Origin of the sequence: Bradyrhizobium sp. DOA1 (genome assembly GCF_001593325.1) — a bacterium.
GTDB lineage: Bacteria > Pseudomonadota > Alphaproteobacteria > Rhizobiales > Xanthobacteraceae > Bradyrhizobium.
In genome coordinates this window covers 78,596-99,859 of record NZ_JXJM01000001.1, presented here as the reverse complement: position 1 = coordinate 99,859, position 21,264 = coordinate 78,596, and the positions used below count along the sequence as shown (strand labels likewise).

17 protein-coding genes are annotated in these 21,264 nt (G+C 63.7%); 11 read left to right on the top strand and 6 right to left on the bottom strand.

The window, feature by feature from the left end; genetic code table 11:
• Window positions 1-142 precede the first annotated feature (142 nt).
• The 5 genes from pimD to SE91_RS00440 form a co-directional block, all read right to left on the bottom strand.
• Complete coding sequence (gene pimD, locus SE91_RS00460) at window positions 143-1,285, bottom strand: pimeloyl-CoA dehydrogenase small subunit (protein ID WP_061846190.1); 1,143 nt, start codon at window positions 1,283-1,285, stop codon at window positions 143-145.
• A gap of 191 nt (window positions 1,286-1,476) precedes the next feature.
• Window positions 1,477-2,667: a pimeloyl-CoA dehydrogenase large subunit gene (gene pimC, locus SE91_RS00455; RefSeq protein WP_008547097.1), complete on the bottom strand. Its 1,191-nt coding sequence runs from the start codon at window positions 2,665-2,667 to the stop codon at window positions 1,477-1,479.
• Window positions 2,668-2,757: 90 nt separating this feature from the next.
• Entirely contained in the window at window positions 2,758-3,945 is a 1,188-nt protein-coding gene (locus tag SE91_RS00450) for an acetyl-CoA C-acyltransferase (protein ID WP_061846189.1), read from the bottom strand.
• Window positions 3,942-5,624: a dicarboxylate--CoA ligase PimA gene (gene pimA / locus SE91_RS00445; RefSeq protein ID WP_061850846.1), complete on the bottom strand. Its 1,683-nt coding sequence runs from the start codon at window positions 5,622-5,624 to the stop codon at window positions 3,942-3,944. Before pimA ends, SE91_RS00450 begins: the two co-directional genes overlap by 4 nt.
• A gap of 145 nt (window positions 5,625-5,769) precedes the next feature.
• Window positions 5,770-7,866, bottom strand: coding sequence for a 3-hydroxyacyl-CoA dehydrogenase NAD-binding domain-containing protein (locus tag SE91_RS00440; protein WP_060737192.1), 2,097 nt, complete (start codon window positions 7,864-7,866; stop codon window positions 5,770-5,772).
• A gap of 131 nt (window positions 7,867-7,997) precedes the next feature.
• Here SE91_RS00440 and SE91_RS00435 point away from each other — a divergent pair, with 131 nt between their 5' ends.
• From SE91_RS00435 to SE91_RS00390, 10 genes are all read left to right on the top strand, one after another.
• The gene (locus SE91_RS00435) at window positions 7,998-8,864 is read left to right on the top strand and encodes an IclR family transcriptional regulator (protein WP_008541739.1); all 867 of its coding nucleotides are present in this window, start codon (window positions 7,998-8,000) and stop codon (window positions 8,862-8,864) included.
• 66 nt (window positions 8,865-8,930) lie between these two features.
• Complete coding sequence (locus tag SE91_RS00430; protein ID WP_008541737.1) at window positions 8,931-9,728, top strand: ABC transporter ATP-binding protein; 798 nt, start codon at window positions 8,931-8,933, stop codon at window positions 9,726-9,728.
• Window positions 9,725-10,438 carry an ABC transporter ATP-binding protein gene (locus SE91_RS00425; protein WP_060737193.1) on the top strand — a complete coding sequence of 238 codons (714 nt, stop codon included), beginning with the start codon at window positions 9,725-9,727 and terminating at the stop codon, window positions 10,436-10,438. The genes SE91_RS00430 and SE91_RS00425 overlap by 4 nt, the downstream gene beginning before the upstream one ends.
• Window positions 10,439-10,451: 13 nt before the next feature.
• Window positions 10,452-11,330 carry a branched-chain amino acid ABC transporter permease gene (locus SE91_RS00420; RefSeq protein ID WP_060737194.1) on the top strand — a complete coding sequence of 293 codons (879 nt, stop codon included), beginning with the start codon at window positions 10,452-10,454 and terminating at the stop codon, window positions 11,328-11,330.
• 2 nt (window positions 11,331-11,332) lie between these two features.
• Window positions 11,333-12,352, top strand: coding sequence for a branched-chain amino acid ABC transporter permease (locus SE91_RS00415; RefSeq protein WP_060737195.1), 1,020 nt, complete (start codon window positions 11,333-11,335; stop codon window positions 12,350-12,352).
• A 39-nt stretch (window positions 12,353-12,391) separates the two neighbouring features.
• On the top strand, window positions 12,392-13,627 hold the full coding sequence (locus SE91_RS00410; protein ID WP_060737989.1) for an ABC transporter substrate-binding protein: 1,236 nt from the start codon (window positions 12,392-12,394) through the stop codon (window positions 13,625-13,627).
• A 119-nt stretch (window positions 13,628-13,746) separates the two neighbouring features.
• Complete coding sequence (locus SE91_RS00405; RefSeq protein ID WP_061846188.1) at window positions 13,747-14,973, top strand: ABC transporter substrate-binding protein; 1,227 nt, start codon at window positions 13,747-13,749, stop codon at window positions 14,971-14,973.
• Between the two features lie 252 nt (window positions 14,974-15,225).
• The gene (locus tag SE91_RS00400) at window positions 15,226-16,455 is read left to right on the top strand and encodes an ABC transporter substrate-binding protein (protein WP_061846187.1); all 1,230 of its coding nucleotides are present in this window, start codon (window positions 15,226-15,228) and stop codon (window positions 16,453-16,455) included.
• Between the two features lie 181 nt (window positions 16,456-16,636).
• Entirely contained in the window at window positions 16,637-17,866 is a 1,230-nt protein-coding gene (locus SE91_RS00395; RefSeq protein ID WP_061846186.1) for an ABC transporter substrate-binding protein, read from the top strand.
• 192 nt (window positions 17,867-18,058) lie between these two features.
• Window positions 18,059-19,342, top strand: a complete 1,284-nt coding sequence (locus SE91_RS00390) for a glycerate kinase type-2 family protein (RefSeq protein ID WP_061846185.1) — start codon at window positions 18,059-18,061, stop codon at window positions 19,340-19,342.
• Window positions 19,343-19,515: 173 nt separating this feature from the next.
• On the opposite strand, the gene SE91_RS00385 is transcribed toward SE91_RS00390, so the two are convergent.
• Window positions 19,516-20,049 carry a MarR family winged helix-turn-helix transcriptional regulator gene (locus SE91_RS00385; protein WP_008541699.1) on the bottom strand — a complete coding sequence of 178 codons (534 nt, stop codon included), beginning with the start codon at window positions 20,047-20,049 and terminating at the stop codon, window positions 19,516-19,518.
• Between the two features lie 173 nt (window positions 20,050-20,222).
• Here SE91_RS00385 and SE91_RS00380 point away from each other — a divergent pair, with 173 nt between their 5' ends.
• Window positions 20,223-21,263, top strand: a complete 1,041-nt coding sequence (locus SE91_RS00380; RefSeq protein ID WP_061846184.1) for a branched-chain amino acid ABC transporter permease — start codon at window positions 20,223-20,225, stop codon at window positions 21,261-21,263.
• Window position 21,264 lies beyond the last annotated feature (1 nt).

The following is a 21,264-nucleotide window of genomic DNA, read 5'->3' as shown; positions in this document are numbered from 1 at the left end:
TCCCCAAACACGGTGTCATCGCCCGACTTGATCGGGCGATCCAGTACTCCGCGGCGGATATTGTGCAAACGATCTGGCGCCGCGGAGTACTGGGTCCCCCGCCTTCGCGGAGGACGACAGTCGTCGTGTGGTCTAGATCAACTCAAATCAACCCGCCCGCGTCGGCGACGCGGCGCTGGTGGTAGTCGGTGTCGCCAAAGGTATTCTCGATCATGGTCAGGCGCTTGAAGTAGTGGCCGATCTTCGCCTCCATGGTCATGCCGATGCCGCCGTGGAGCTGGATCGACTGCTGGCCCACGAACTTCAGCGACTTGCCGATCTGCACCTTGGCCGCGGCGATCGCATTGCTGCGTTCCTTCGCGTCCTCGAAATCACCAGCCATGGTCGCGAACATCGACATCGAGCGCGCCTGCTCGGCGGCGACGAACATGTCGGAGGCGCGGTGCTGCAGCGACTGGAACGAGCCGATCGCGACGCCGAACTGCTTGCGGGTCTTGATGTACTCGACGGTGGTCTTCAGCGACTCGTCCATCAGGCCGACCGCCTCGGCGCAGAGCGCGATGCGGGCTTCGTCGACGACGCGCTCGATCAACGCGAGCGAATCCTCGGGGTTGCCGAGCACGGCGTCCGGGCCGATCTCGACGCCGGTGAAGGTAACGTCGGCGGCATGCAGGCCGTCCTGGGTCGGATAGCTCTTCTTCGCAACGCCCTTGGCGTCGGCGGGGACCAGGAAGACGCCGATGCCGATCTTGTCACGGCGATCGCCCTTGGTGCGCGCGGTGACGACAAGCGTGTCGGCATTCTCGCCGTTGAGCACGACGAATTTCTCGCCGTCGATCACCCAGCCGTCGCCCTTCTTCTTCGCGGTCGTGGCGACGTCGAACAGATCGTAGCGCGCGTTCTTCTCGAGCTGGGCGAAGGCTAGCGTCTTGCTGCCGTCGATGATCCCGGGCACGTGAGCAGCCTTCTGCGCATCGGTGCCTGCATGGCGCAGGAAGCCGCCGCCGATCACGACCGTCGCGAGATAAGGCTCGAGGACCAGCGCCTTGCCGAGCGCCTCCATCACGATCATGGTCTCGACGCCGCCGCCGCCAAAGCCGCCATCGGCTTCGCTGAAGGGAAGGCCGAGCAGGCCCTGCTCGGCGAGCTTGAGCCAGACGGCTTTGCTCCAGCCGCCCTTCTCCTTCATGTATTTCTTGCGCTGCTCGAAATCGTAGGAATCGGTCAGCAGGCCGTCGATGCTTTCCTTGAGAAGCCGCTGCTCCTCGTTCAGATCAAAATCCATGTTTCTCTCCAAATCGGCGGGAATTGCCCTGCCGTCGCCTCACCCTCAGACGTCATCCCCGCCTTGTGCGCAATTGCGCACTGGAGCGGGGATCCAGTAAACGCAGGCGCCTGCCGTACTCACGACCGCCGCGGCGTACTGGGTCCCCCGCCTTCGCGGGGGACGACACCGTCATTGCCTTGCGCGCACCGTCACAGCCCCAGCACCGCCTTGGCGATGATGTTGCGCTGGATCTCGTTGGAGCCGCCGTAGATCGAGACCTTGCGGTTGTTGAAGTAGCTCGGCGCGATCTGGGCGGTCCAGTCCATGGCTTCGTTGGAGCCGTCGTCGCCGTGCACGTCGTAGGGCGCGGCGAACGGGCCGATCACTTCCATCAACAGCTCGGTGGTGGTCTGCTGAATCTCGGAGCCCTTGATCTTCAACACGGAGGACGCCGGGTTCGGCTTGCCCTTGCCGTGCTTGCCTTCGTCGGCGACGACGCGCAGCTGCGTCAGCTCGAGCGCCTTCAGCTCGATCTCGCAGGCCGCCAGCTTCTCGCGGAAGGCGGGGTCCTGGATGATCGGCTTGCCGCCGGACTCGACCTTCGACGCAAGATCCTTGATGCGGCGGATGCGCTCCTTGGAGACGCCGACGCGGGCGATGCCGGTCCGCTCATTGCCGAGCAGGAATTTGGCGTAGTCCCAACCCTTGTTTTCCTCGCCGATCAGGTTCTCGTAGGGCACCTCGACGTCGTCGAAGAAGACTTCGTTGACCTCGACGCCGCCGTCGATGGTCTGGATCGGGCGCACGGTGACGCCCTTCGACTTCATCGAGAACACGATGAAGGAGATGCCCATCTGCTTCTTGGCGTTGTTGTCGGTGCGGCACAGGCAGAAGATCATGTCGGCGTGCTGGGCCAGCGTGGTCCAGGTCTTCTGGCCGTTGATGATCCACTTGTCGCCCTTGCGCTCGGCCTTGGTCTTGAGCGAGGCGAGGTCGGATCCCGAACCGGGCTCGGAAAAACCCTGGCACCACCAATCGTCGACATTGGCGATGCGCGGCAGGTACTTCTTCTTCTGCTCATCATTGCCGAAGGTGTAGATGACGGGGCCGACCATGCTGACGCCGAAGGCGAGCGGCTGCGGCGCCGGATGAGCCTGGAGCTCCTCGTTGAAGATGTAGTGCTGCACGGGCGTCCAGCCGGTGCCGCCATATTCCTTCGGCCAGTGGCTGACGCCCCAGCCCTTCTTGTTGAGGATGCGCCACCAAGTCACCATCTCGTCCTTCGAGAGATGACGACCCTCGACCATCTTGCGCCGCGTGTCCGGCGGCACGTTGTCGCGGAAGAACTGCCGCACTTCCTCGCGAAACGCCTGCTCTTCTTTCGTGAATGCGAGATCCATCGGATCCTCCTGTGAGCGATTTTATTCTTACCAAATCCGCCGTCATTCCGGGATGCGCCGTAAGGCGCAGGCCCGGAATGACAGAAAGAGTTACTGCAACACCTCGAACAATCCGGCCGCGCCCATGCCGCCGCCGACGCACATCGTGACGACTGCATACTTGGCCTTGCGGCGGCGTCCCTCGATCAAGGCGTGGCCGGTCAGGCGCGCGCCGGACATGCCGTAGGGATGGCCGACCGAGATCGCACCGCCGTTGACGTTGATCTTCTCGGGGTCGATGCCGAGCTTGTCGCGGCAATACAGCACCTGCACGGCGAAGGCTTCGTTGAGCTCCCAAAGGCCGATATCGTCGACGGTGAGGCCGTGGCGCTTGAGCAGGCGCGGCACGGCGAACACCGGGCCGATGCCCATCTCGTCCGGCTCGCAGCCCGCGGAGACGAAGCCGCGGAAGATGCCGAGCGGCTTGAGGCCGCGCTTGGAAGCTTCCTTGTCGCTCATGATGACGGAGGCGCCGGCGCCATCGGAGAGCTGGCTGGCATTGCCGGCGGTGATGGTGAAGCCATCGCCGCGCACCGGCTTGAGGCCGGCAAGGCCTTCCGCGGTGGTCTCGGGGCGCGGACCTTCGTCCTGCGACAGCGTGACATCCTTCATCGAGACGGCAGCGGTCGCCTTGTCGGTCACCGCCATCTGCGTAGTGATCGGCGCGAGCTCGTCCTTGAACTTGCCGCCCTGCTGGGCGGCAGCGGTGCGGCGCTGGCTCTCCAGCGAATATTCATCCTGCTTCTCGCGCGAGATGCCGTAGCGCTTGGCGACGACCTCGGCGGTGTCGATCATGGGCATGTAGACCTCGCCCTTGATCTTGAGCAGCGCCGGATCCTGCGCGTGGAAGCCGTTCATCTTGTCGTTCTGCACGAGGCTGATCGACTCGCCGCCGCCACCGACCGCGATCTCGACGCCGTCGAAGATCACCGAGCGCGCGGCGAGCGCGATCGCCTGCAGGCCCGAGGCGCATTGCCGGTCGATCGTGGTGCCGGCGACGGTGACGGGCAGGCCGGCACGCAGCAGCGCCTTGCGCGCGATGTTGCCGCCGGTCGCGCCCTGCTGCAGCGCTGCGCCCATCACGACGTCCTCGACCTCCTTCGGATCGACCTTGGCGCGCGCGACGGCTTCGCCGATGGCGTGGCCGAGCAGGGTCGCGCCCTCGGTGGCGTTGAGCATGCCGCGATAGGCCTTGCCGATCGGGGTGCGGGCGGTGGAAACGATGACGGCGTCGGTCAAGAGCGACCTCCTGATGAGTGTTGAGCGGATTGTGACGGTTTCTGCTGCTGACGCAACTCGTGGCGCGACAGCTTTCCGACCGGCGTGCGCGGCAGATCGTCGACGAACTCGACCGCGGCCGGCAATTCGTGCTTGCCGAGCTTGCCCGTGAGCTGACTGCGCAGCTCCTCGAGCGAGAACGGTTTTGCCTCCGGCCTCAGCTTGATGAAGGCTTTTGCGGCCTCGCCGCGATACGGGTCGGGAATGCCGAGCACGATGACCTCATGCACCCCGGGAATGGTGTAGATCGCCTGTTCGATCATCTGCGGATAGACGTTGAAGCCGCCGGAGATGATCATGTCCTTCTTGCGGTCGACCAGGAAGAAGTAGCCGTCCGCATCCATGTAGCCGATGTCGCCGGTGAGGAAGCGGCCGTCGACGAAGGCGTCCGCGGAGCCCTCCGGCTTGTTCCAGTAGCCCTTGGTGACGTTCGGGCCCTTGATGCGGATCTCGCCGACTTCGCCGGGCGGCAGCACTTTTTTCGGATCGTCCAGCGCGACGACGTCGAGTTCGATGCTAGGCAGCATGAGACCGATCGAGCCGGACTTCTCGGGACCGGTGGGCGGATGGCCGGTGCCGGGCGAGCAGGTCTCGGTCATGCCCCAGCCGCTCTTGAGCTTCTTGCCGACCTTGCGCTCGAAGAAGCTTGCGACCTCGACGGGCAGCGGCGCGCCGCCGGAGCCGATGGCGTTGAGCGAGGAGAAATCGCGCTTGTCGAGATCAGGCAGCGCCGCGATCGCGATCCACATCGTCGGCACGCCCGGAAAATATGTCGCGCGCTTGACCTCGATGTCGCGCATCACGGCTTCGACGTCGAAGCGCTGATGCAGCGAGATCAAATTGCCGCGGCGGAGCGAGGACAGCAGCACGACGGTGAGCGCATAGATGTGGAACAGCGGCAGCACGCAGATCACGCGCTCGATGATTTCGCCGCGCGCGGCGCGCGACGGCTTACCCCAGACGTCGTAGATCGACACCGCCGAGGTGAGATTGCCGTGCGTCAGCATCGCGCCCTTGGGCAGGCCGGTGGTGCCGCCGGTATATTGCAGCAGCGCGACGTCGTCGGCCCCGACGTTCGGCCATGCTGCCGGCGCGGCCGCGCCCTCGACGAAGGTCTTGAAGGTGACGATGCGGGGATCGTTGGGGATCGCGGCCTGCGGTGTGCCGACCTTGCCCCAATCATCGTCCTCGCAGACGACGAGGCGGTCGACCAGGCCCTTCTCCAGAAATTTCAGCGCGGTCGGCAGCAGCGCCTGGAGGTTCGAGGTGACGAGCAGGCGCGATCCTGAATCGGACACCTTGTGCGTGAGCGCGATCTCGCCGTCGAGCGGCGACAGATGCGCGACGCGGCTACCTGCCTTCAGCGCGCCGAAGAAAGTGATGGGGTGATCCGGCGTGTTGCCGAGGAACAGCGCGACGGAGGAATCCTTGCCGCAGCTGGCGCGCAGGAACGCCGCAGCCGCACGCTCGGCTCGCGCGGCGAGATCGGCGTAGGAGATGGCGCGGTCGCGAAATTCCAGCGCGGTGCGCGGGCCGTACTCGGCGGCGGCCTTCGACAACAGGTCCGGGAGCGTGCCCTGGACGATGGTGTCGTCCCAATGCACGCCTTCGGGATAAAACTGTTCGCCGGGATGGGTCATTTCCTGCATCACAATCAGTCGTCATTCCGGGGCGCGACGAAGTCGCGAGCCCGGAATCCATCAGGCCGCACGCTCTGAGGAGAAATGGATTCCGGGCCTGGCCCTTCGGGCCATCCCGGAATGACGTGCGGATAGACTACGGCCATCACGCCGCCTTTGACGCCGCCGCGAGCGAGGCAAACGTCTTGCCTTCTGCCGCGAGCTTCTTCAGCAGCGGCGCGGGCTCGAGGCTGGGATCGTTGGTCTCCTTGGCATAGAACGACAAACGATCGGCGATGTGCTTGAGGCCGACGCTGTCGGCCCAGAACATCGGGCCGCCGCGGTAGATCGGCCAGCCATAGCCGTAGAGCCAGACCACGTCGATGTCCGAGGGACGCGCCGCGATGCCCTCTTCCAGGATCTTCGCGCCCTCGTTGACCATCGGATACATCATGCGCTCGAGGATCTCCTCGTCGCTGACGACGCGCTTTTTGCGGCCGAGACGGAGCAGCGTCTCATCGATCAGCTTCTCGACCTCGGGGTCGGGCATCGGCGCGCGCGAACCGGCTTCGTACTTGTAGTAGCCCTTGCCGGTCTTCTGGCCGAAGCGGCCGGCTTCACACAGCGCATCCGCGATCTCGGACTTGATGCCGCGATCTTTCCGCGAGCGCCAGCCGATGTCGAGGCCGGCGAGATCGCCCATGGCGAACGGTCCCATCGGCATGCCGAACTTCGTCACGACGGCATCCACCTGCTGCGGCAGCGCGCCTTCGAACAGCAGCTTCTCGGACTGCTTGCTGCGCTGGGCGAGCATGCGATTGCCGACGAAGCCGTCGCAGACGCCGACCACGGCCGGCACCTTTGCGATCTTGCGTGCGATCGTCACGGCGGTGACCAGCGCATCCGGCGCGGTCTTGTCGGCGCGCACGATCTCGCACAGCTTCATGACGTTGGCCGGGGAGAAGAAATGCATGCCGAGCACGTCCTGCGGACGCTTGGTCGACTTCGCGATCTCGTCGATGTTGAGATAGGACGTGTTGGAGGCGAGCACCGCGCCCGGCTTGGCGTACTGGTCGAGCTTGCCGAACACTTCCTTCTTCACCGCCATGGTCTCGAACACGGCCTCGATGACGAGGTCGGCATCGCCGACATTCTCGATGCCGACCTTGCCGTCGATCAGCGCCATGCGCTTGGCGGGCGCATCGGCCGGGATGCCGCCGCGCGCGGCGGTCGCTTCCCAGTTCTTCTGCATGATGCCCATGCCGCGCTTGAGCTGCTCCTCGGCGGTCTCGATCAGGGTGACCGGGATGCCGGCATTGGCAAAGGACATCGCGATGCCGCCGCCCATGGTGCCGGCGCCGAGGATCGCGACCCGGTTCACCGGCCGCCCCTTGGTGCCCTCAGGCACGCCCGCGATCTTGTTGGCTTCGCGCTCGGCGAAGAAGGCGTAGCGCTGCGCCTTGGACTGGTCGCTGGCGACGAGCTTGAGGAAGCCCTCGCGCTCTTTCTTCAGGCCCTCGTCGAAGGGTAGGTCAATGGCGCAGCCAACGGCGTCGGCCGCCGCGAACGGCGCCTCAAGGCCGCGCGACTTCTTGGTCATGGCGGCAACGGCGTTGGTGAAGATCGAACGGTCGGCTTTGGCCGCGGCGAGCTTGGAATCGTCGTCGCGCAGGCGGCGCAGGGGACGCTTCTCCGCGATCAGCTTGCGCACGAAGGCCTCGCCGCCGGAGGCCGGGCCCTCGACGATCTCCTCGATCAGACCGTTCTTCAGTGCTTCCGCAGCACCGATGGGATCACCGCCGACGATCATCTTGACGGCGAGCTCGGGACCGACCGCGCGGGGCAGACGCTGAGTGCCGCCGGCGCCCGGCAGCAGGCCGAGCTTCACCTCGGGCAGGCCGAGCTTGGCCTCTTTCACCGCGACACGGAAATGGCAGGCGAGCGCAACCTCGAGCCCGCCGCCGAGCGCGGTGCCGTGGATCGCAGCAACCACCGGCTTCGACGAATTCTCGATTTCGGACAGCACGTCGTTGAGAGCCGGCGGCTTCGGCGGTTTGCCGAACTCGGTGATGTCCGCACCCGCAATGAAGGTGCGGCCGGCGCAGGTCAGCACGATGCCCTTGATGGCGGGATCGGCGACAGCGGCCTTGATGCATTCCAGGATTCCGCCGCGCACTGCGGCACTGAGCGCGTTGACCGGAGGACTGTTGACCGTGACGATGCCGACTTCGTCATGACGCTCAAGCTTGACCACTTCGCTCACGGTGTCCCTCCTTGGTGGGGCTATATGCTTTTGTCGATTTCGCGGTGCGGAATTTAATTCCGCATCTTGACGGCAGGGTTATTTTGAAGCACGGACGTTGTCAACGACTCCGCGCAAGAAGCAGATCAGGGATGAAGCGTACAGGAAAGAAGACTGCGACCGATCGGAATTTCGTCGTCGCGCTTTCCCGCGGACTGGACGTATTGCGCGCATTCCACCCCAATGACGGCCTTCTTGGCAATCAAGAGATCGCGGCGCGGACGAATCTGCCCAAGCCGACCGTGTCGCGGCTGACCTATACACTGACAAAGCTCGGTTATCTGACGCCGGTTCCGCGCTTCGAGAAGTACCAGCTCACGCCCGCGGCGATGTCACTCGGCTACGCCGCACTCGCAAATCTCGGTGTTCGGCATTTGTCCGAACCGTTTCGCGAGGAAATGATGCGCGCGACCGGCGGCGCGGTCGCCGTCGGCGGCCGCGACCGTCACAGCATGATCTATTTCGGACAGAGCCGCGGCAGCGAGACCGTCGGCGTTCAACTTGACGTCGGCTCCCGCGTACCGATTGCAACCAGCGCGATGGGCCGCGCCTATTTCTGGGCGCTCGACGCCGACGATCGCGCGGAGCTCTCGCGTCTGCTGCGCGAGCATTACGGCAGCCGCTGGCCAAAGATGCGCGATGGATTGGAACGTTCCGGCGAGACCGTGGCGAAGTACGGATTTGCGATTTCGGTCGGCGACTGGCACGACGACATCGGCGCCGCCGGCGTCGCGCTCAAGCTCAACGACGGAACTGGACCTTACGCATTCAATTGCGGCGCGCCCGCATTCCGTTTCACGGAAGAGCGTTTGATCAACGACATTGGACCGCGTCTGCTCGCGATGGTAAGGAACATCGAAGCGGCACTCGGGGGTCTGATGCCGCAATCAAAAAAAGAACCCAGCAAAAAGCTGAGATCAGGAGGAAGAGTTGCACGCGTGGCCGAGGGGATCAGATAGTCTTTGTCATCGCTGGGAGCGGTTTGCATCGCCCCTTTGCCCACTCAATCACGTGGGCGAGACGAGATGACGCAGGCACAGCTCGCGCAGGGGACATCGCCCCTGCTCGCCGTTCGCGACGTCAGCGTCGTGTTCGGCGGCATCGTCGCGCTCAACGGCGTGTCCTTCGACATGCACAAGGGCCAGATCCTCGGATTGATCGGGCCAAACGGCGCCGGCAAGACAACGCTCTTCAACTGTCTCTCGCGGCTCTATCAGCCGTCGTCCGGCGACATCCTGATGGAAGGCGTGAGCATCCTGACACGGGCGCCGCACCGGATCGCCGAGATCGGCATCGGCCGCACTTTCCAGAACGTCGCGCTGTTTCCGAACCTATCGGTGATGGACAATGTCCGTGTCGGCGCGCATTCGAAGACCTCCAGCGACATCATCAGCGACTCCCTGAAGCTCGCCTGGGTCCGGCGCAGCGAGGCCAGCGTCAACAAGAAGGTGCACGAGATCCTCGCTTATCTCGGCCTTGAGGACGTCGCCCACACCGTCGTGTCCGGCCTGCCCTTCGGCACACAGAAGCGGGTCGAGTTGGCGCGCGCTCTGGCAGCCGATCCGAAGATCCTGCTGCTCGACGAGCCGGCCGGCGGCCTCAACCACGAAGAAGTCTACGTACTCGGGGACCTCATTCGCCGCATCCGCGATGAGCGCCACATGACCGTGCTGCTGGTCGAGCACCACATGGGCCTCGTGATGTCGATCGCCGACCACGTCGTCGCGCTGAATTTCGGCAAGAAACTCGCGGAAGGCACGCCGGCTCAGGTGCAGGCCGATCCCGACGTCATCAAGGCCTATCTCGGGAGCAAGGATCAATGACGCAGCTGCTCAACGTCAAGGATCTGCGCGCCTATTATGGCCAGGTCCAGGCGCTCCACGGCCTGTCCTTCTCGCTCAACGAGGGCTCGCTCGTGACGCTGCTCGGCGCCAACGGCGCCGGCAAGACCACCACACTGCGCGCGATCTGCAACATGGTGCGCTCCACCGGCGACGTCGAGTTCGAAGGCAAGCCGCTGAACAACCGCTCCACCGAGAGCATCGTGCGTTTCGGCATCGCCCACGTGCCACAGGGCCGCGGCACCTTCACCAATATGACGGTGGAGGAGAATCTCCAGTTGGGGGCCATCACCCGCAAGGATCGCGCCGGCATCGTCTCCGACATCGAGCGCATGTATGCGCATTTTCCGGTCCTGAAGCAGCGCCACACCCAGCAGGCCGGGACGCTCTCCGGCGGCGAGCAGCAGATGCTCGCGGTCGCGCGCGCGTTGATGCTGCGGCCGCGCCTGATGTTGCTGGACGAACCGTCCTTCGGCCTCGCGCCGCTGGTGGTGCGTGACCTGTTCGGCATCCTCGGCAAGATCAACCGCGAGGACAAGGTGTCGATCCTCGTGGTCGAGCAGAACGCGCAACTCGCGCTCGAACTCGCCGACCAGGCTTATGTGATCGAGACGGGCCGTATCGTGATGTCCGGCAAGGCCAAGGACATCGCGAACAACGAAGAAATCCGCAAATCCTATCTGGGTTACTGAGGGAGCCGGGACAATGGAGCTGTTCACCAACCAGGTCCTCGCCGGCATCGCCACGGGCGCGATCTATGCCTGCATGGCCTTGGCCGTCGTCATGATCTACCAGGCCATCGATCATCTCAACTTCGCGCAAGGCGAGATGGCGATGTTCTCGACCTTCATCTCCTGGCAGTTGATGCAGTGGGGCGTGTCCTACTGGGCCGCCTTCCTGATCACGCTGGCATTTTCCTTCGTCGCGGGCATCGCGATCGAGCGCATCCTGTTCAAGCCGCTCGCGAAAGCACCGGTGCTGACCAACGTCGCCGGCTTCATCGCGCTGTTTGCGATCATCAACTCCTCGGCCGGCCTGATCTGGGACTTCACGATCAAGCAATATCCGACCCCGTTCGGCTCCGCACCGTTCCTCGGCAGCCAGCTGATCTCCACCCACCAGGCCGGCATGATCGGCGTCACGATAGCGCTGCTGCTCGCGCTGTATTTCTTCTTCCAGTACACGCGGATCGGTCTTGCGATGCGCGCGGCCGCCTCGGTGCCTGAATCGGCCCGCCTCGTCGGCATCAACACGAGCTGGATGATCGCGCTCGGCTGGGGCATGGCAACCGCGATCGGCTCGATCGCCGGCATGCTGATCGCTCCGGTTGTTTTCCTCGAGCCCAACATGATGGGCGGCGTGCTGATCTACGGCTTCGCCGCCGCGGTGCTCGGCGGTCTGTCGAGCCCGTTCGGCGCCGTGGTCGGCGGCTTCCTGGTCGGCGTGTTCGAGAACCTCGCCGGCACCTACATCCCCGGCGTCGGCAACGAACTGAAGCTCCCGATCGCGCTCGCGCTGATCATCTCCGTCCTGGTCGTCAAACCCGCTGGCCTGTTCGGCCGGCCAATCGTCAAGCGAGTTTGATCATGAGCGCAGCAGAAGAAGTCGTCACCGAAGGCCACGAGGCGGTCGAGGCGGTCCCGAAGCGGGCCATGACGCTGGGCACCGGCACCTCGCTGGTGGTGCTGGCGGCGTTGTTGGTCGTGCCGTTGTTCGTCAAGAACTTCATCATCTTCCAGATGACGATGCTCCTGATCTACGGGCTCGCGGTGCTGGCGCTGAACATCCTGACCGGCGGTTCCGGCCAGTTCTCGCTCGGCCAGAGCGCATTCTACGCCGTCGGCGCCTATACCTCGGCGGTGCTGATGGAGCATGCCAACGTCAACTATGCGCTGACCATTCCGATTTCCGCGGCGATCTGCTTCGGGTTCGGCTACCTGTTCGGCAAGCCGGCGCTGCGACTGTCGGGCATCTATCTCGCGCTCGCGACCTTCGCACTCGCCACCGCAATGCCGCAGCTGCTCAAGCTGAACTTCCTCGAGCACTGGACCGGCGGCGTGCAGGGCCTCGTCGTCACCAAGCCGGACGCGCCGTTCGGCCTGCCGATGTCGCAGGACATGTGGCTGTACTATTTCACGCTCATCGTGACGATCGCGATCTACATCTTCTCGGTGAACCTGCTGCGCTCCCGCTCGGGGCGTGCCTTCATGGCGATCCGCGACAACGAGATCGCGGCGTCCTCGATGGGCGTCAACGTCGCGCTCTACAAAACACTGGCTTTCGGGGTGTCCGCGGGCATCACCGGCGTCGCCGGCTCGCTCGGCGCCATCGCCGTGCAATTCGTCGCGCCCGACAGCTACACCATCACGCTCGCGATCTCGCTGTTCCTCGGCATGGTCGTCGGCGGCGTCGGCTGGCTGCCCGGCTCGTTCGTCGGCGCGGCCTTCATCATCTTCGTGCCGAACATGGCGGAGAGCATCTCAAAGGGCCTCTCCGGCGCCGTGTTCGGTGTGCTGCTGTTCCTCGTCATCTACCTGGTGCCGCACGGCGCAAGGCAGATCGCGATCCTGGGCCAGCAACTCGCTGGCAAGATCAGGAAGAACTGAAGACCCTCATCCAGGCGTTCATTGAAGAAGGAGATCGAATTGCTTTTTGGAAGAACACTGCGAGCCGCCGCGCTGGTCACGGCAACGGCGGCCATTTCCCTCACCTCCGGCGCTGCACTCGCCCAAAAGAAGTACGACACCGGCGCGTCCGATACCGAGATCAAGATCGGCAACATCATGCCGTACAGCGGTCCGGCGTCGGCCTATGGCATCATCGGCAAGACCGAAGAAGCCTACTTCCGGATGATCAACGACAAGGGCGGCATCAACGGCCGCAAGATCAACTTCGTCAGCTATGACGACGGCTATTCGCCGCCGAAGGCCGTCGAGCAGGTGCGCAAGCTGGTCGAGAGCGACGAGGTGCTGGTGGTGTTCAACCCACTCGGCACGCCCTCGAACACGGCGATTCAGAAGTACCTCAATGCCAAGAAGATCCCGCAGCTCTTCGTCGCCACCGGCGCCACCAAGTGGAACGACCCGAAGAACTTCCCCTGGACCATGGGCTGGCAGCCCTCCTACCAGAGCGAAGCGCAGATCTACGCGAAATGGCTGATGAAGGAGAAGCCCGACGCCAAGGTCGCGATCCTCTACCAGAACGACGATTTCGGCAAAGACTACCTCAAGGGCACCAAGGACGGCCTCGGCGCCAAGGCCTCGTCCATGATCATCATGGAGGAGAGCTACGAGGTGTCCGAGCCGTCGATCGACGGCCACATCGTCAAGATCAAGGCCGCCAATCCCGACGTGCTCTTGATCTACACCACGCCGAAGTTCGCGGCCCAGACCATCAAAAAGACCGCCGAGCTCAGCTGGAAGCCACTCCAGATCCTCACCAACGTGTCGATCTCGGTCGGCAGCGTGATGAAGCCGGCCGGCTTCGAGAACGCGCAGGGCGTGCTGTCGGCGGCCTATGCCAAGGACTCCACGGATCCGCAATGGGCCAACGACCCCGGCATGAAGAAGTGGAATGAGTTCGTCGACAAGTACATGCCTGGCGCCGACAAATCGGACACCAGCATGGTCTACGGCTATGGCGCCGCCTCGACCCTCGCCAAGGTGCTGGAGATGTGCGGCGATGATCTCACCCGCGCCAACATCATGAAGCAGGCCGCCGCATTGAAGGACTTCGCTCCGGACACCCTGCTGCCCGGCGTCAAGATCAACACCAGTGCCACCGATTTCGCTCCGATCGCGCAGCTCCAGATGATGCGTTTCAAGGGCGAGAAGTGGGAACTGTTCGGCGAGATCATCAGCGGCGACGTCGCCTCCGAGTGAACCGCTGACGCAACAATTCGAGCTGACAAGCCCCCGCGGGCGACCGCGGGGGCTTTTTGTTGACGGCCGGCGTCAATCTTGTTCAATGCGGCGCCGATCCAGCCCGGGGTAGGAGAACTATGATCGCCGTTCGATTTCAGGTTGCGACCTTCTCGGCCGCATTCGCGTTGTGCACTGCGATGAGCAGCGGGGCACTGGCGCAAAAGAAATACGATACCGGCGCCTCCGACACCGAGATCAAGATCGGCAACATCATGCCCTATAGCGGCCCCGCCTCCGCCTATGCCGCGATCGGCAAGACCGAGGAGGCCTATTTCAACAAGATCAATGCCGAGGGCGGCATCAACGGCCGCAAGATCAGGTTCATCTCCTATGACGACGCCTACTCGCCGCCGAAAACGGTGGAGCAGGCGCGCAAGCTGGTCGAGAGCGACGGCGTGCTTTTAATCTTCGGCTCGCTCGGAACCTCCACCAACAATGCAATCCGCAGATACATGAACGAGAAGAAGGTGCCGCAATTGTTCGTGGCGAGCGGCGCCTCGAAGTGGAACGACCCGAAGAACTTCCCCTGGACCATGGGCTGGCAGCCGAGCTACGTCAGCGAGGCGCGCATCTACGCCAAGTACATCATGAAGGAGAAGCCGGACGGCAAGATCGGCGTGCTCTACCAGAACGACGATTTCGGCAAGGACTATCTGAAGGGACTGAAGGAGGGCCTTGGCCCGAAGGCCTCGATGATCGTGCGGGAAGAAGGCTACGACACCTCCGAGCCGGCGATCGACGAGCGGGTTGTGAAGCTGAAGTCCACGGGCGCCGATATCTTCATCAGCATTACCAGCCCGAAATTCGCCGCGCAGGGGATCAAGAAGGCGGCGGAGATCAACTGGCATCCGATCCAGATCATCTCCAACGTGTCGGCTTCGGTCGGCGGCGTGCTGGAGCCGGCCGGCCTCGAGGTCTCGCAAGGCGTGCTGTCGGCGAGCTACGCCAAGGACGGCTCCGACCCGCAATGGAACGCCGACGACGGCATGAAGAAGTTCTACAATTTCCTCGCGCAGTACGAGCCGAAGGCCAACAAGCTCGATGCCGGCGTGGTGTTCGGCTATGCGGCAGCGCAGACGATGGTGAAGGTGCTGCAGATGTGCGGCGACGATCTCACCCGCGAGAACATCATGAGGCAGGCCGCTTCCTTGAAGGATTTCGAACCCGATACACTCTTGCCCGGGATCAAGATCAACACCGCGCCGGACGATTTCGCGCCGATCAAGCAGCTGCAGATGATGCGCTTCAAGGGCAAGAAGTGGGAGCTGTTCGGCGACGTCATCTCGAGCCAGCTCGGCCACTGAGCGTCACACAATTCAAGATCGCTCTGCTTTACTTCAGCAACCTAAGCGCAATTGATTAACGGCGCGCGAAATCTCACGCGCCGGAATATTCCCCGCGGCCTCAAATCATTTGCACGTCCTGCGCCGGTGACCCAGGCGCGCTTTTTCTTGCTGGCCGCGATGGATGGGTATTCAATGTGCGACGGAGCGGCGCGCAACGATCGCTCCCCATCAAGAACAATCGACACATTCAACCGACCCAGGGAGAGCGAGATGCCTGCAATGCACGTGCGGTTGGCGGCCTTTTCGGCTGCCTTCCTGATGGCTGCCACCTTGTCCACGACAGCATCGGCACAGAAGAAATACGACACCGGCGCTTCCGACACCGAGATCAAGATCGGCAACATCATGCCCTATAGCGGACCGGCCTCCTCCTACGGCGTGATCGGCAAGACCGAGGAGGCCTATTTCCGCAAGATCAACGCGGAAGGCGGCATCAACGGCCGCAAGATCAGCTTCGTCTCCTATGACGACGCCTATTCCCCGCCGAAGACGGTGGAGCAGGCGCGCAAGCTGGTCGAGAGCGACGAAGTCCTGCTGATCTTTAATTCGCTCGGCACGCCGCCGAACTCGGCGATCCAGAAATACATGAACCAGAAGAAGGTGCCGCAGCTGTTCGTCGCCACCGGCGCTACCAAATGGAACGATCCGCAAGCTTTCCCGTGGACCATGGGCTGGCAGCCGAACTACCAAAGCGAGACCGTCATCTATGCCAAGTACATCCTGAAGAACAAGCCGGACGCCAAGATCGCGGTGCTCTATCAGAACGACGATTACGGCAAGGACTATCTGAAGGGCTTCAAGGATGGGCTCGGCGCCAAAGCGGCCTCGATGATCGTTATCGAGGACACCTATGAGGTCTCCGAGCCGACCATCGACTCGCACATCGTGAGACTGAAGGCCTCGGGCGCCGACGTCTTCATGAACATCACCACGCCGAAATTCGCGGCGCAAGCGATCAAGAAGAATGCCGAGCTCGGCTGGAAGCCGCTGCACTTCCTCAACAACGTCTCGAACTCGATCGGCAGCGTGATCAAGCCGGCCGGCTTCGAGAATGCGCAGGACGTCATCTCGTCGCAGTATTTCAAGGATCCCACCGACGCGCAATGGAAGAGCGACCCTGCGATGATTGGCTGGAACGAGTTCCTGGACAAGTACTATCCGGAAGCGAACCGCGCCGATGCCGCGGTGATGTACGGCTACATCGTGGCCCAGGGCCTTGTCCACGTGCTCAAGGCCTGCGGCGACAATCTGACCCGCGAGAACGTCATGAAACAGGCCGCCAGCATCAAGGATTACGAGCCGGGCGGCCTGTTGCCGGGCATCAAGGTAAACACCTCGGCCACCGATTTCGCCCCGCTCTCGCAGCTGCAGCTGATGCGCTTCAAGGGCGAGCATTGGGAGCGATTTGGCGACATCCTGAGCGGCGACGTCGGAGGCTGAACGTTAACCAGTCGCCGAACGTGTGACCAAAAATCGACTAAAGACGCAGCCCCTGCGGCTCTGCCGCAGGGTCTTTTCCTTGAAGCCTTCGGGCAAATCGTATTGAATTGCGAGGCGTCGCCAAAAACAAGCAAGCCAAGAAAAGGGACGCGCACACATCAAGAAAAACAGGGAGATTGGAATGCCTGCTGTCACCGGCAAGCTTGCGGCCGCTTCATTGGCGCTCGCGCTTCTCGCGGCCACGACGTCCACCGCATCGGCCCAGAAGAAATACGATACCGGCGCGACCGACACCGAGATCAAGATCGGCAACATCATGCCCTACAGCGGACCGGCCTCCGCCTACGGCATCATCGGACGGACCGAGGCCGCCTATTTCAAGAAGATCAACGAAGAGGGCGGCATCAACGGCCGCAAGATCAATTTCGTCTCCTACGACGACGCCTATTCGCCGCCCAAGACGGTGGAGCAGGCACGCAAGCTGGTCGAGAGCGACGAGGTGCTACTGGTCTTCAACTCGCTCGGCACGCCGCCGAACTCGGCGATCCAGAAATACATGAACTCGAAGAAGGTGCCGCAGCTGTTCGTCGCCACCGGCGCCACCAAATGGAACGATCCGCAGAACTTCCCCTGGACGATGGGCTGGCAGCCCAACTACCAGAGCGAGACGCAGATCTACGCGAAGTACATCCTGAAGGCGATGCCCAACGCCAAGATCGGCGTGCTCTACCAGAACGACGATTACGGCAAGGATTATTTGAAGGGCCTGAAGGACGGTCTCGGCGCCAAGGCCGCGAGCATGATCGTGCTCGAGGAAAGCTACGAGACCTCGGAGCCGACCATCGACAATCACATCGTCAAGCTGAAGGCGACCGGCGCCGACGTCTTCATCAACATCACCACGCCGAAATTCGCGGCGCAGGCGATCAAGAAGATCGCGGAAGTGGGCTGGAAGCCAACGCACTTCCTCAACAACGTCTCGGCCTCGGTTGGCAGCGTGATCAAGCCCGCCGGCTTCGAGAATTCGCAGGACATCATCTCGGCGGCCTATCTGAAGGACGTCTCCGATCCGCAGTGGAAGGACGACGCCGGCATGAAGGGCTTCCTGGAGTTCATGACGAAGTACTTCCCCGAAGGCGACAAGCTCGACGGCGGCACCATCGTCGGCTACGGCGTGGCACAGACGCTGGTCGAAGTGCTGAAAAAGTGCGGCGACAATCTCACGCGCGAGAACGTCATGAAGCAGGCGGCGAGCCTGAAGGACTTCCGCACCGAAGTGCTGCTGCCCGGCATCAAGATCAACACCGGCGCGAACGACTTCGCACCGATCAGCTCGCTCCAGCTCATGAAGTTCAAGGGCGACAAGTGGGATCTGTTCGGTGAGGTGATCAGCGCCGACGCCGGCGGTTAGTCGCAAGGAACCAGCAATGACAGGCCCCCTGCGCCGATGGCGCAGGGGGCTTTTGCTTGTGCGCCGATCATGATCACGCGATTGCACAATCGAATGATGGCGAAGCCGGCTTACGCTTTCGGGCCTGATGCGGTAGGCATGTGACTGGCGGCACCCACCGCCGATCTCTCCTGTCTACCAAGGCCTTTCGTCATGACCGATCGCCGTCCCCTGCTTCGCGCGCTCTACGACGCCGCCGTTGCCGCCGCCCATCCGAATACGATCCTGGCGCCGCATCTGCGTCCCGCGCCCAAGGGACGCGTGATCTGCCTCGCCGCCGGCAAGGGCGCCGGCGCGATGGCGGCGGCGGCCGAACGGCACTATCTCGACACGCTGAAGCTCGCACCGGAGCGCCTCGTCGGTATCGCCACCACGCGCCACGGCTACGGCGTGCCGACGCGCCGCATCCGCGTGGTCGAGGCCGGCCATCCCGTGCCCGACGAGGCCGGGCTGAGGGGCGCCGCCGACACGCTCGCGCTCGCGGGCGAGGCCGGCCCCGACGATCTGCTGCTGGTTCTGCTCACCGGCGGCGGCTCGGCGAACTGGATCGCGCCGGTGGACGGCATCAGCTTCGCGCAGAAGCAGGCGGTCAACAAGGCGCTGCTCCGTTCGGGCGCGCCGATCGGCGAGATGAACGTCGTGCGCAAGCATCTCTCGCGGATCAAGGGCGGCCGTCTCGCGCGCGCCGGCAGGAACGCCGCCGAGATCGTGACGCTGGCGATCTCCGACGTGCCGCATGACGATCCCTCCGCGATCGCCTCCGGCCCCACCGTGCCGGATCCGACGACGCTCGCCGATGCGCGCGCGATCGTCGCGAAATACAGGCTCGACATCGACGATGCGGTGCGCCGCGCCCTCGACAATCCCGCCAATGAGAGCTGCAAGCCGGGCGACGCGGCCTTTGCGCGCGCGCAGTTCGAGCTGATCGCGAGGCCCAAGCAGTCGCTCGACGCCGCCGTCAAGCTCGCGCGCGAGGCCGGCTTTGAGACCATCGATCTCGGTGCCGATCTCGAAGGCGAGGCGCGCGAGGTCGCCGCCGATCATGCCAGGCTCGCGCTTGAAGCCCGCGCGCAAGGCAGGCGCGTCGCGATCCTGTCCGGCGGCGAGCTCACGGTCACCGTGCGCGGCAATGGGCGCGGCGGACCGAACCAGGAATACGCGCTGGCCCTCGCCGGCCTCCTGAAGGACACGCCAAACATTTCGGCGCTGGCCGCCGACACCGACGGCGCCGATGGTGGCGCCGGTCATCCCACCGACCCTGCCGGCGCGCTGATCGACGCCGCGACCTTCGCGAAGATGAAGGCGCAGGGGCTTCAGCCGCAGGCCTATCTCGACAACAACGACGCGACGACGTTCTTCGAGGCGACCGGCGATCTGCTCCAGCCCGGCCCGACGCTGACCAACGTGAACGACATCCGGGTGATTTTGGTGGATTGAAGTTCGCTTACCCTCCCCTGGAGGGGGAGGGTCGGCTCGCGATCGAGCGCAGCGAGATGCGAGACGGGGTGGGGTGACAGTCTCTCAACCGATGCAGTGCCCGAGTGGAGAGATCACCCCGCCCCGCCCACGCTACGCGCGGTCGACCCACCCCCTCCAGAGGAGGGTAGGAGTCAAAACTCGTTGGCGATCTTCGACAACATCCCCAGCAAGGCTTCGCGGTTGCTCTGCCCGAGCAGGTCGTTCAGCCGGGCCTCGTGCTTGGTGGCGACGAGTTTCTTGGCGCGGGCCAGCACCGCCTTGCCCTTGTCGGTGAGCACCAGGATGTGGGAGCGGCGGTCGTTGGTGGAGCGGATGCGCGCGCACAGGTCGCGGCTTTCGAGATTGTCGAGCATGGCCACGAAGTTGGGCCTGAGGATGCCGAGCGTCGAGGCGATCTCGGTCTGGTTACGGCCCGGATTCTTCTCGACCAGCAGCAGCACGGAGAATTGCGCCGGCGTCAGCTGGAGCGAAGCCATGCAGCGCAGGAAGTTCTCGAACACCTTGAGCTGGGCCCGCTTCAAGACGTAGCCCAGCTGCTCGGAGAGCTCGCCGAGCTGGAGGGCCTCCGCCTGCGGCTCGCCTGCGTCCTTGCGGCCCTTGGCCGCGTCAGCCGGCTTTTCGGAGGACTTTTCAGCGGACTTTTCAGCGGTTTTGGAAACGGTCATCGCCTCGTGCTCGTAATCCCGCTAAGTTTAGGGCAGGTCGTTCCCTACCCTTGATGTTATATTTGATAATTGTTATGGACCATATCAAATATCGTCAGCGTTTTTCAATGGCTGTGAGCGGACGGTCCACCACAATCGCGGGGATCGGTCCGGATTAGGGGGAGCGTCCGGTCTTGAATACCACCATCATGCTGTTCCTGGTGCAGGACGGCATCACCAATGGCGCGATCTATGCGCTGCTCGGCCTGGCGCTGGTGCTGGTGTTCGCCGTCACCCGCGTCATCCTCATTCCCCAGGGCGAATTCGTCACCTATGGCGCGCTGACCTACGCCTCGCTGGCGGCGGGCCAAATGCCGGGCACGGCCAAGCTCGCATTGGCGCTGGGCATCGGCGCCTTCGCCTTCGACCTGTTCGCCGCGCGCAAGGCCCTGCACGGCCGCCTGATCCTGCGCAGCGTGATCGCCAACGTCGTGCTGCCGGCCATCGTGCTGGCGCTGACCCTGTACTTCGCCGCCCAGAAGCCGCCGATCGCGGTCTGCATCGCGCTGTCGCTGGTGATCGTGGCGATGATCGGCCTCTACATCTACCGCATCGCGTTCCAGCCGCTGGCCCACACCTCCGTGCTGGTATTGCTGATCGCCTCGGTGGGCGTCCATCTCGCGCTGCAGGGACTTGGCCTGTTGTTCTTCGGCGCCGAGGGACAGCGCGGGCCTGCCGTGCTGTCCGGCGCCTTCACCGCCGGTGCGCTGCGCTTCACCGGCCAGAGCATCACCGTCTACGCCATCACCATCGCCTTCATCGTCGCTCTCTGGCTGTTCTTCGGCCTGACGCTGTACGGCAAGGCGCTGCGCGCGACCGCGGTGAACCGTCTCGGGGCGCGGCTCGCCGGCATCCGCACCACACTGTCAGGACAGATCGCCTTCCTGCTGGCGTCGGTGATCGGTGCGCTGTCGGGCATCCTGATCGTGCCGATCACGACATTGTACTACGACTCCGGCTTCCTGATCGGCCTGAAGGGCTTCGTCGCCGCGATCATCGGCGGCCTGGTCAGCTATCCGCTCACCGCCGTCGCGGCACTCGTGGTCGGCACGGTCGAGGCATTCTCGTCCTTCTACGCCTCTAATTACAAAGAGGTCATCGTCTTCATGTTGCTGATCCCGGTGCTGCTGCTGCGCTCGCTCGCCGCGCCGGCGGTCGAGGAAGAGAAGGACTGAG

Excerpts from the sequence above, each read along its gene's own strand:
- SE91_RS00435 (WP_008541739.1), top strand. The coding sequence starts at position 7,998 with ATGAAGCGTACAGGAAAGAAGACTGCGACCGATCGGAATTTCGTCGTC.
- SE91_RS00390 (WP_061846185.1), top strand. The coding sequence starts at position 18,059 with ATGACCGATCGCCGTCCCCTGCTTCGCGCGCTCTACGACGCCGCCGTT.
- pimA (WP_061850846.1), bottom strand. The coding sequence starts at position 5,624 with ATGACCCATCCCGGCGAACAGTTTTATCCCGAAGGCGTGCATTGGGAC.
- SE91_RS00430 (WP_008541737.1), top strand. The coding sequence starts at position 8,931 with ATGACGCAGGCACAGCTCGCGCAGGGGACATCGCCCCTGCTCGCCGTT.
- SE91_RS00395 (WP_061846186.1), top strand. The coding sequence starts at position 16,637 with ATGCCTGCTGTCACCGGCAAGCTTGCGGCCGCTTCATTGGCGCTCGCG.
- SE91_RS00405 (WP_061846188.1), top strand. The coding sequence starts at position 13,747 with ATGATCGCCGTTCGATTTCAGGTTGCGACCTTCTCGGCCGCATTCGCG.
- pimD (WP_061846190.1), bottom strand. The coding sequence starts at position 1,285 with ATGGATTTTGATCTGAACGAGGAGCAGCGGCTTCTCAAGGAAAGCATC.
- SE91_RS00420 (WP_060737194.1), top strand. The coding sequence starts at position 10,452 with ATGGAGCTGTTCACCAACCAGGTCCTCGCCGGCATCGCCACGGGCGCG.
- SE91_RS00425 (WP_060737193.1), top strand. The coding sequence starts at position 9,725 with ATGACGCAGCTGCTCAACGTCAAGGATCTGCGCGCCTATTATGGCCAG.
- SE91_RS00385 (WP_008541699.1), bottom strand. The coding sequence starts at position 20,049 with ATGACCGTTTCCAAAACCGCTGAAAAGTCCGCTGAAAAGTCCTCCGAA.
- SE91_RS00400 (WP_061846187.1), top strand. The coding sequence starts at position 15,226 with ATGCCTGCAATGCACGTGCGGTTGGCGGCCTTTTCGGCTGCCTTCCTG.
- SE91_RS00415 (WP_060737195.1), top strand. The coding sequence starts at position 11,333 with ATGAGCGCAGCAGAAGAAGTCGTCACCGAAGGCCACGAGGCGGTCGAG.
- pimC (WP_008547097.1), bottom strand. The coding sequence starts at position 2,667 with ATGGATCTCGCATTCACGAAAGAAGAGCAGGCGTTTCGCGAGGAAGTG.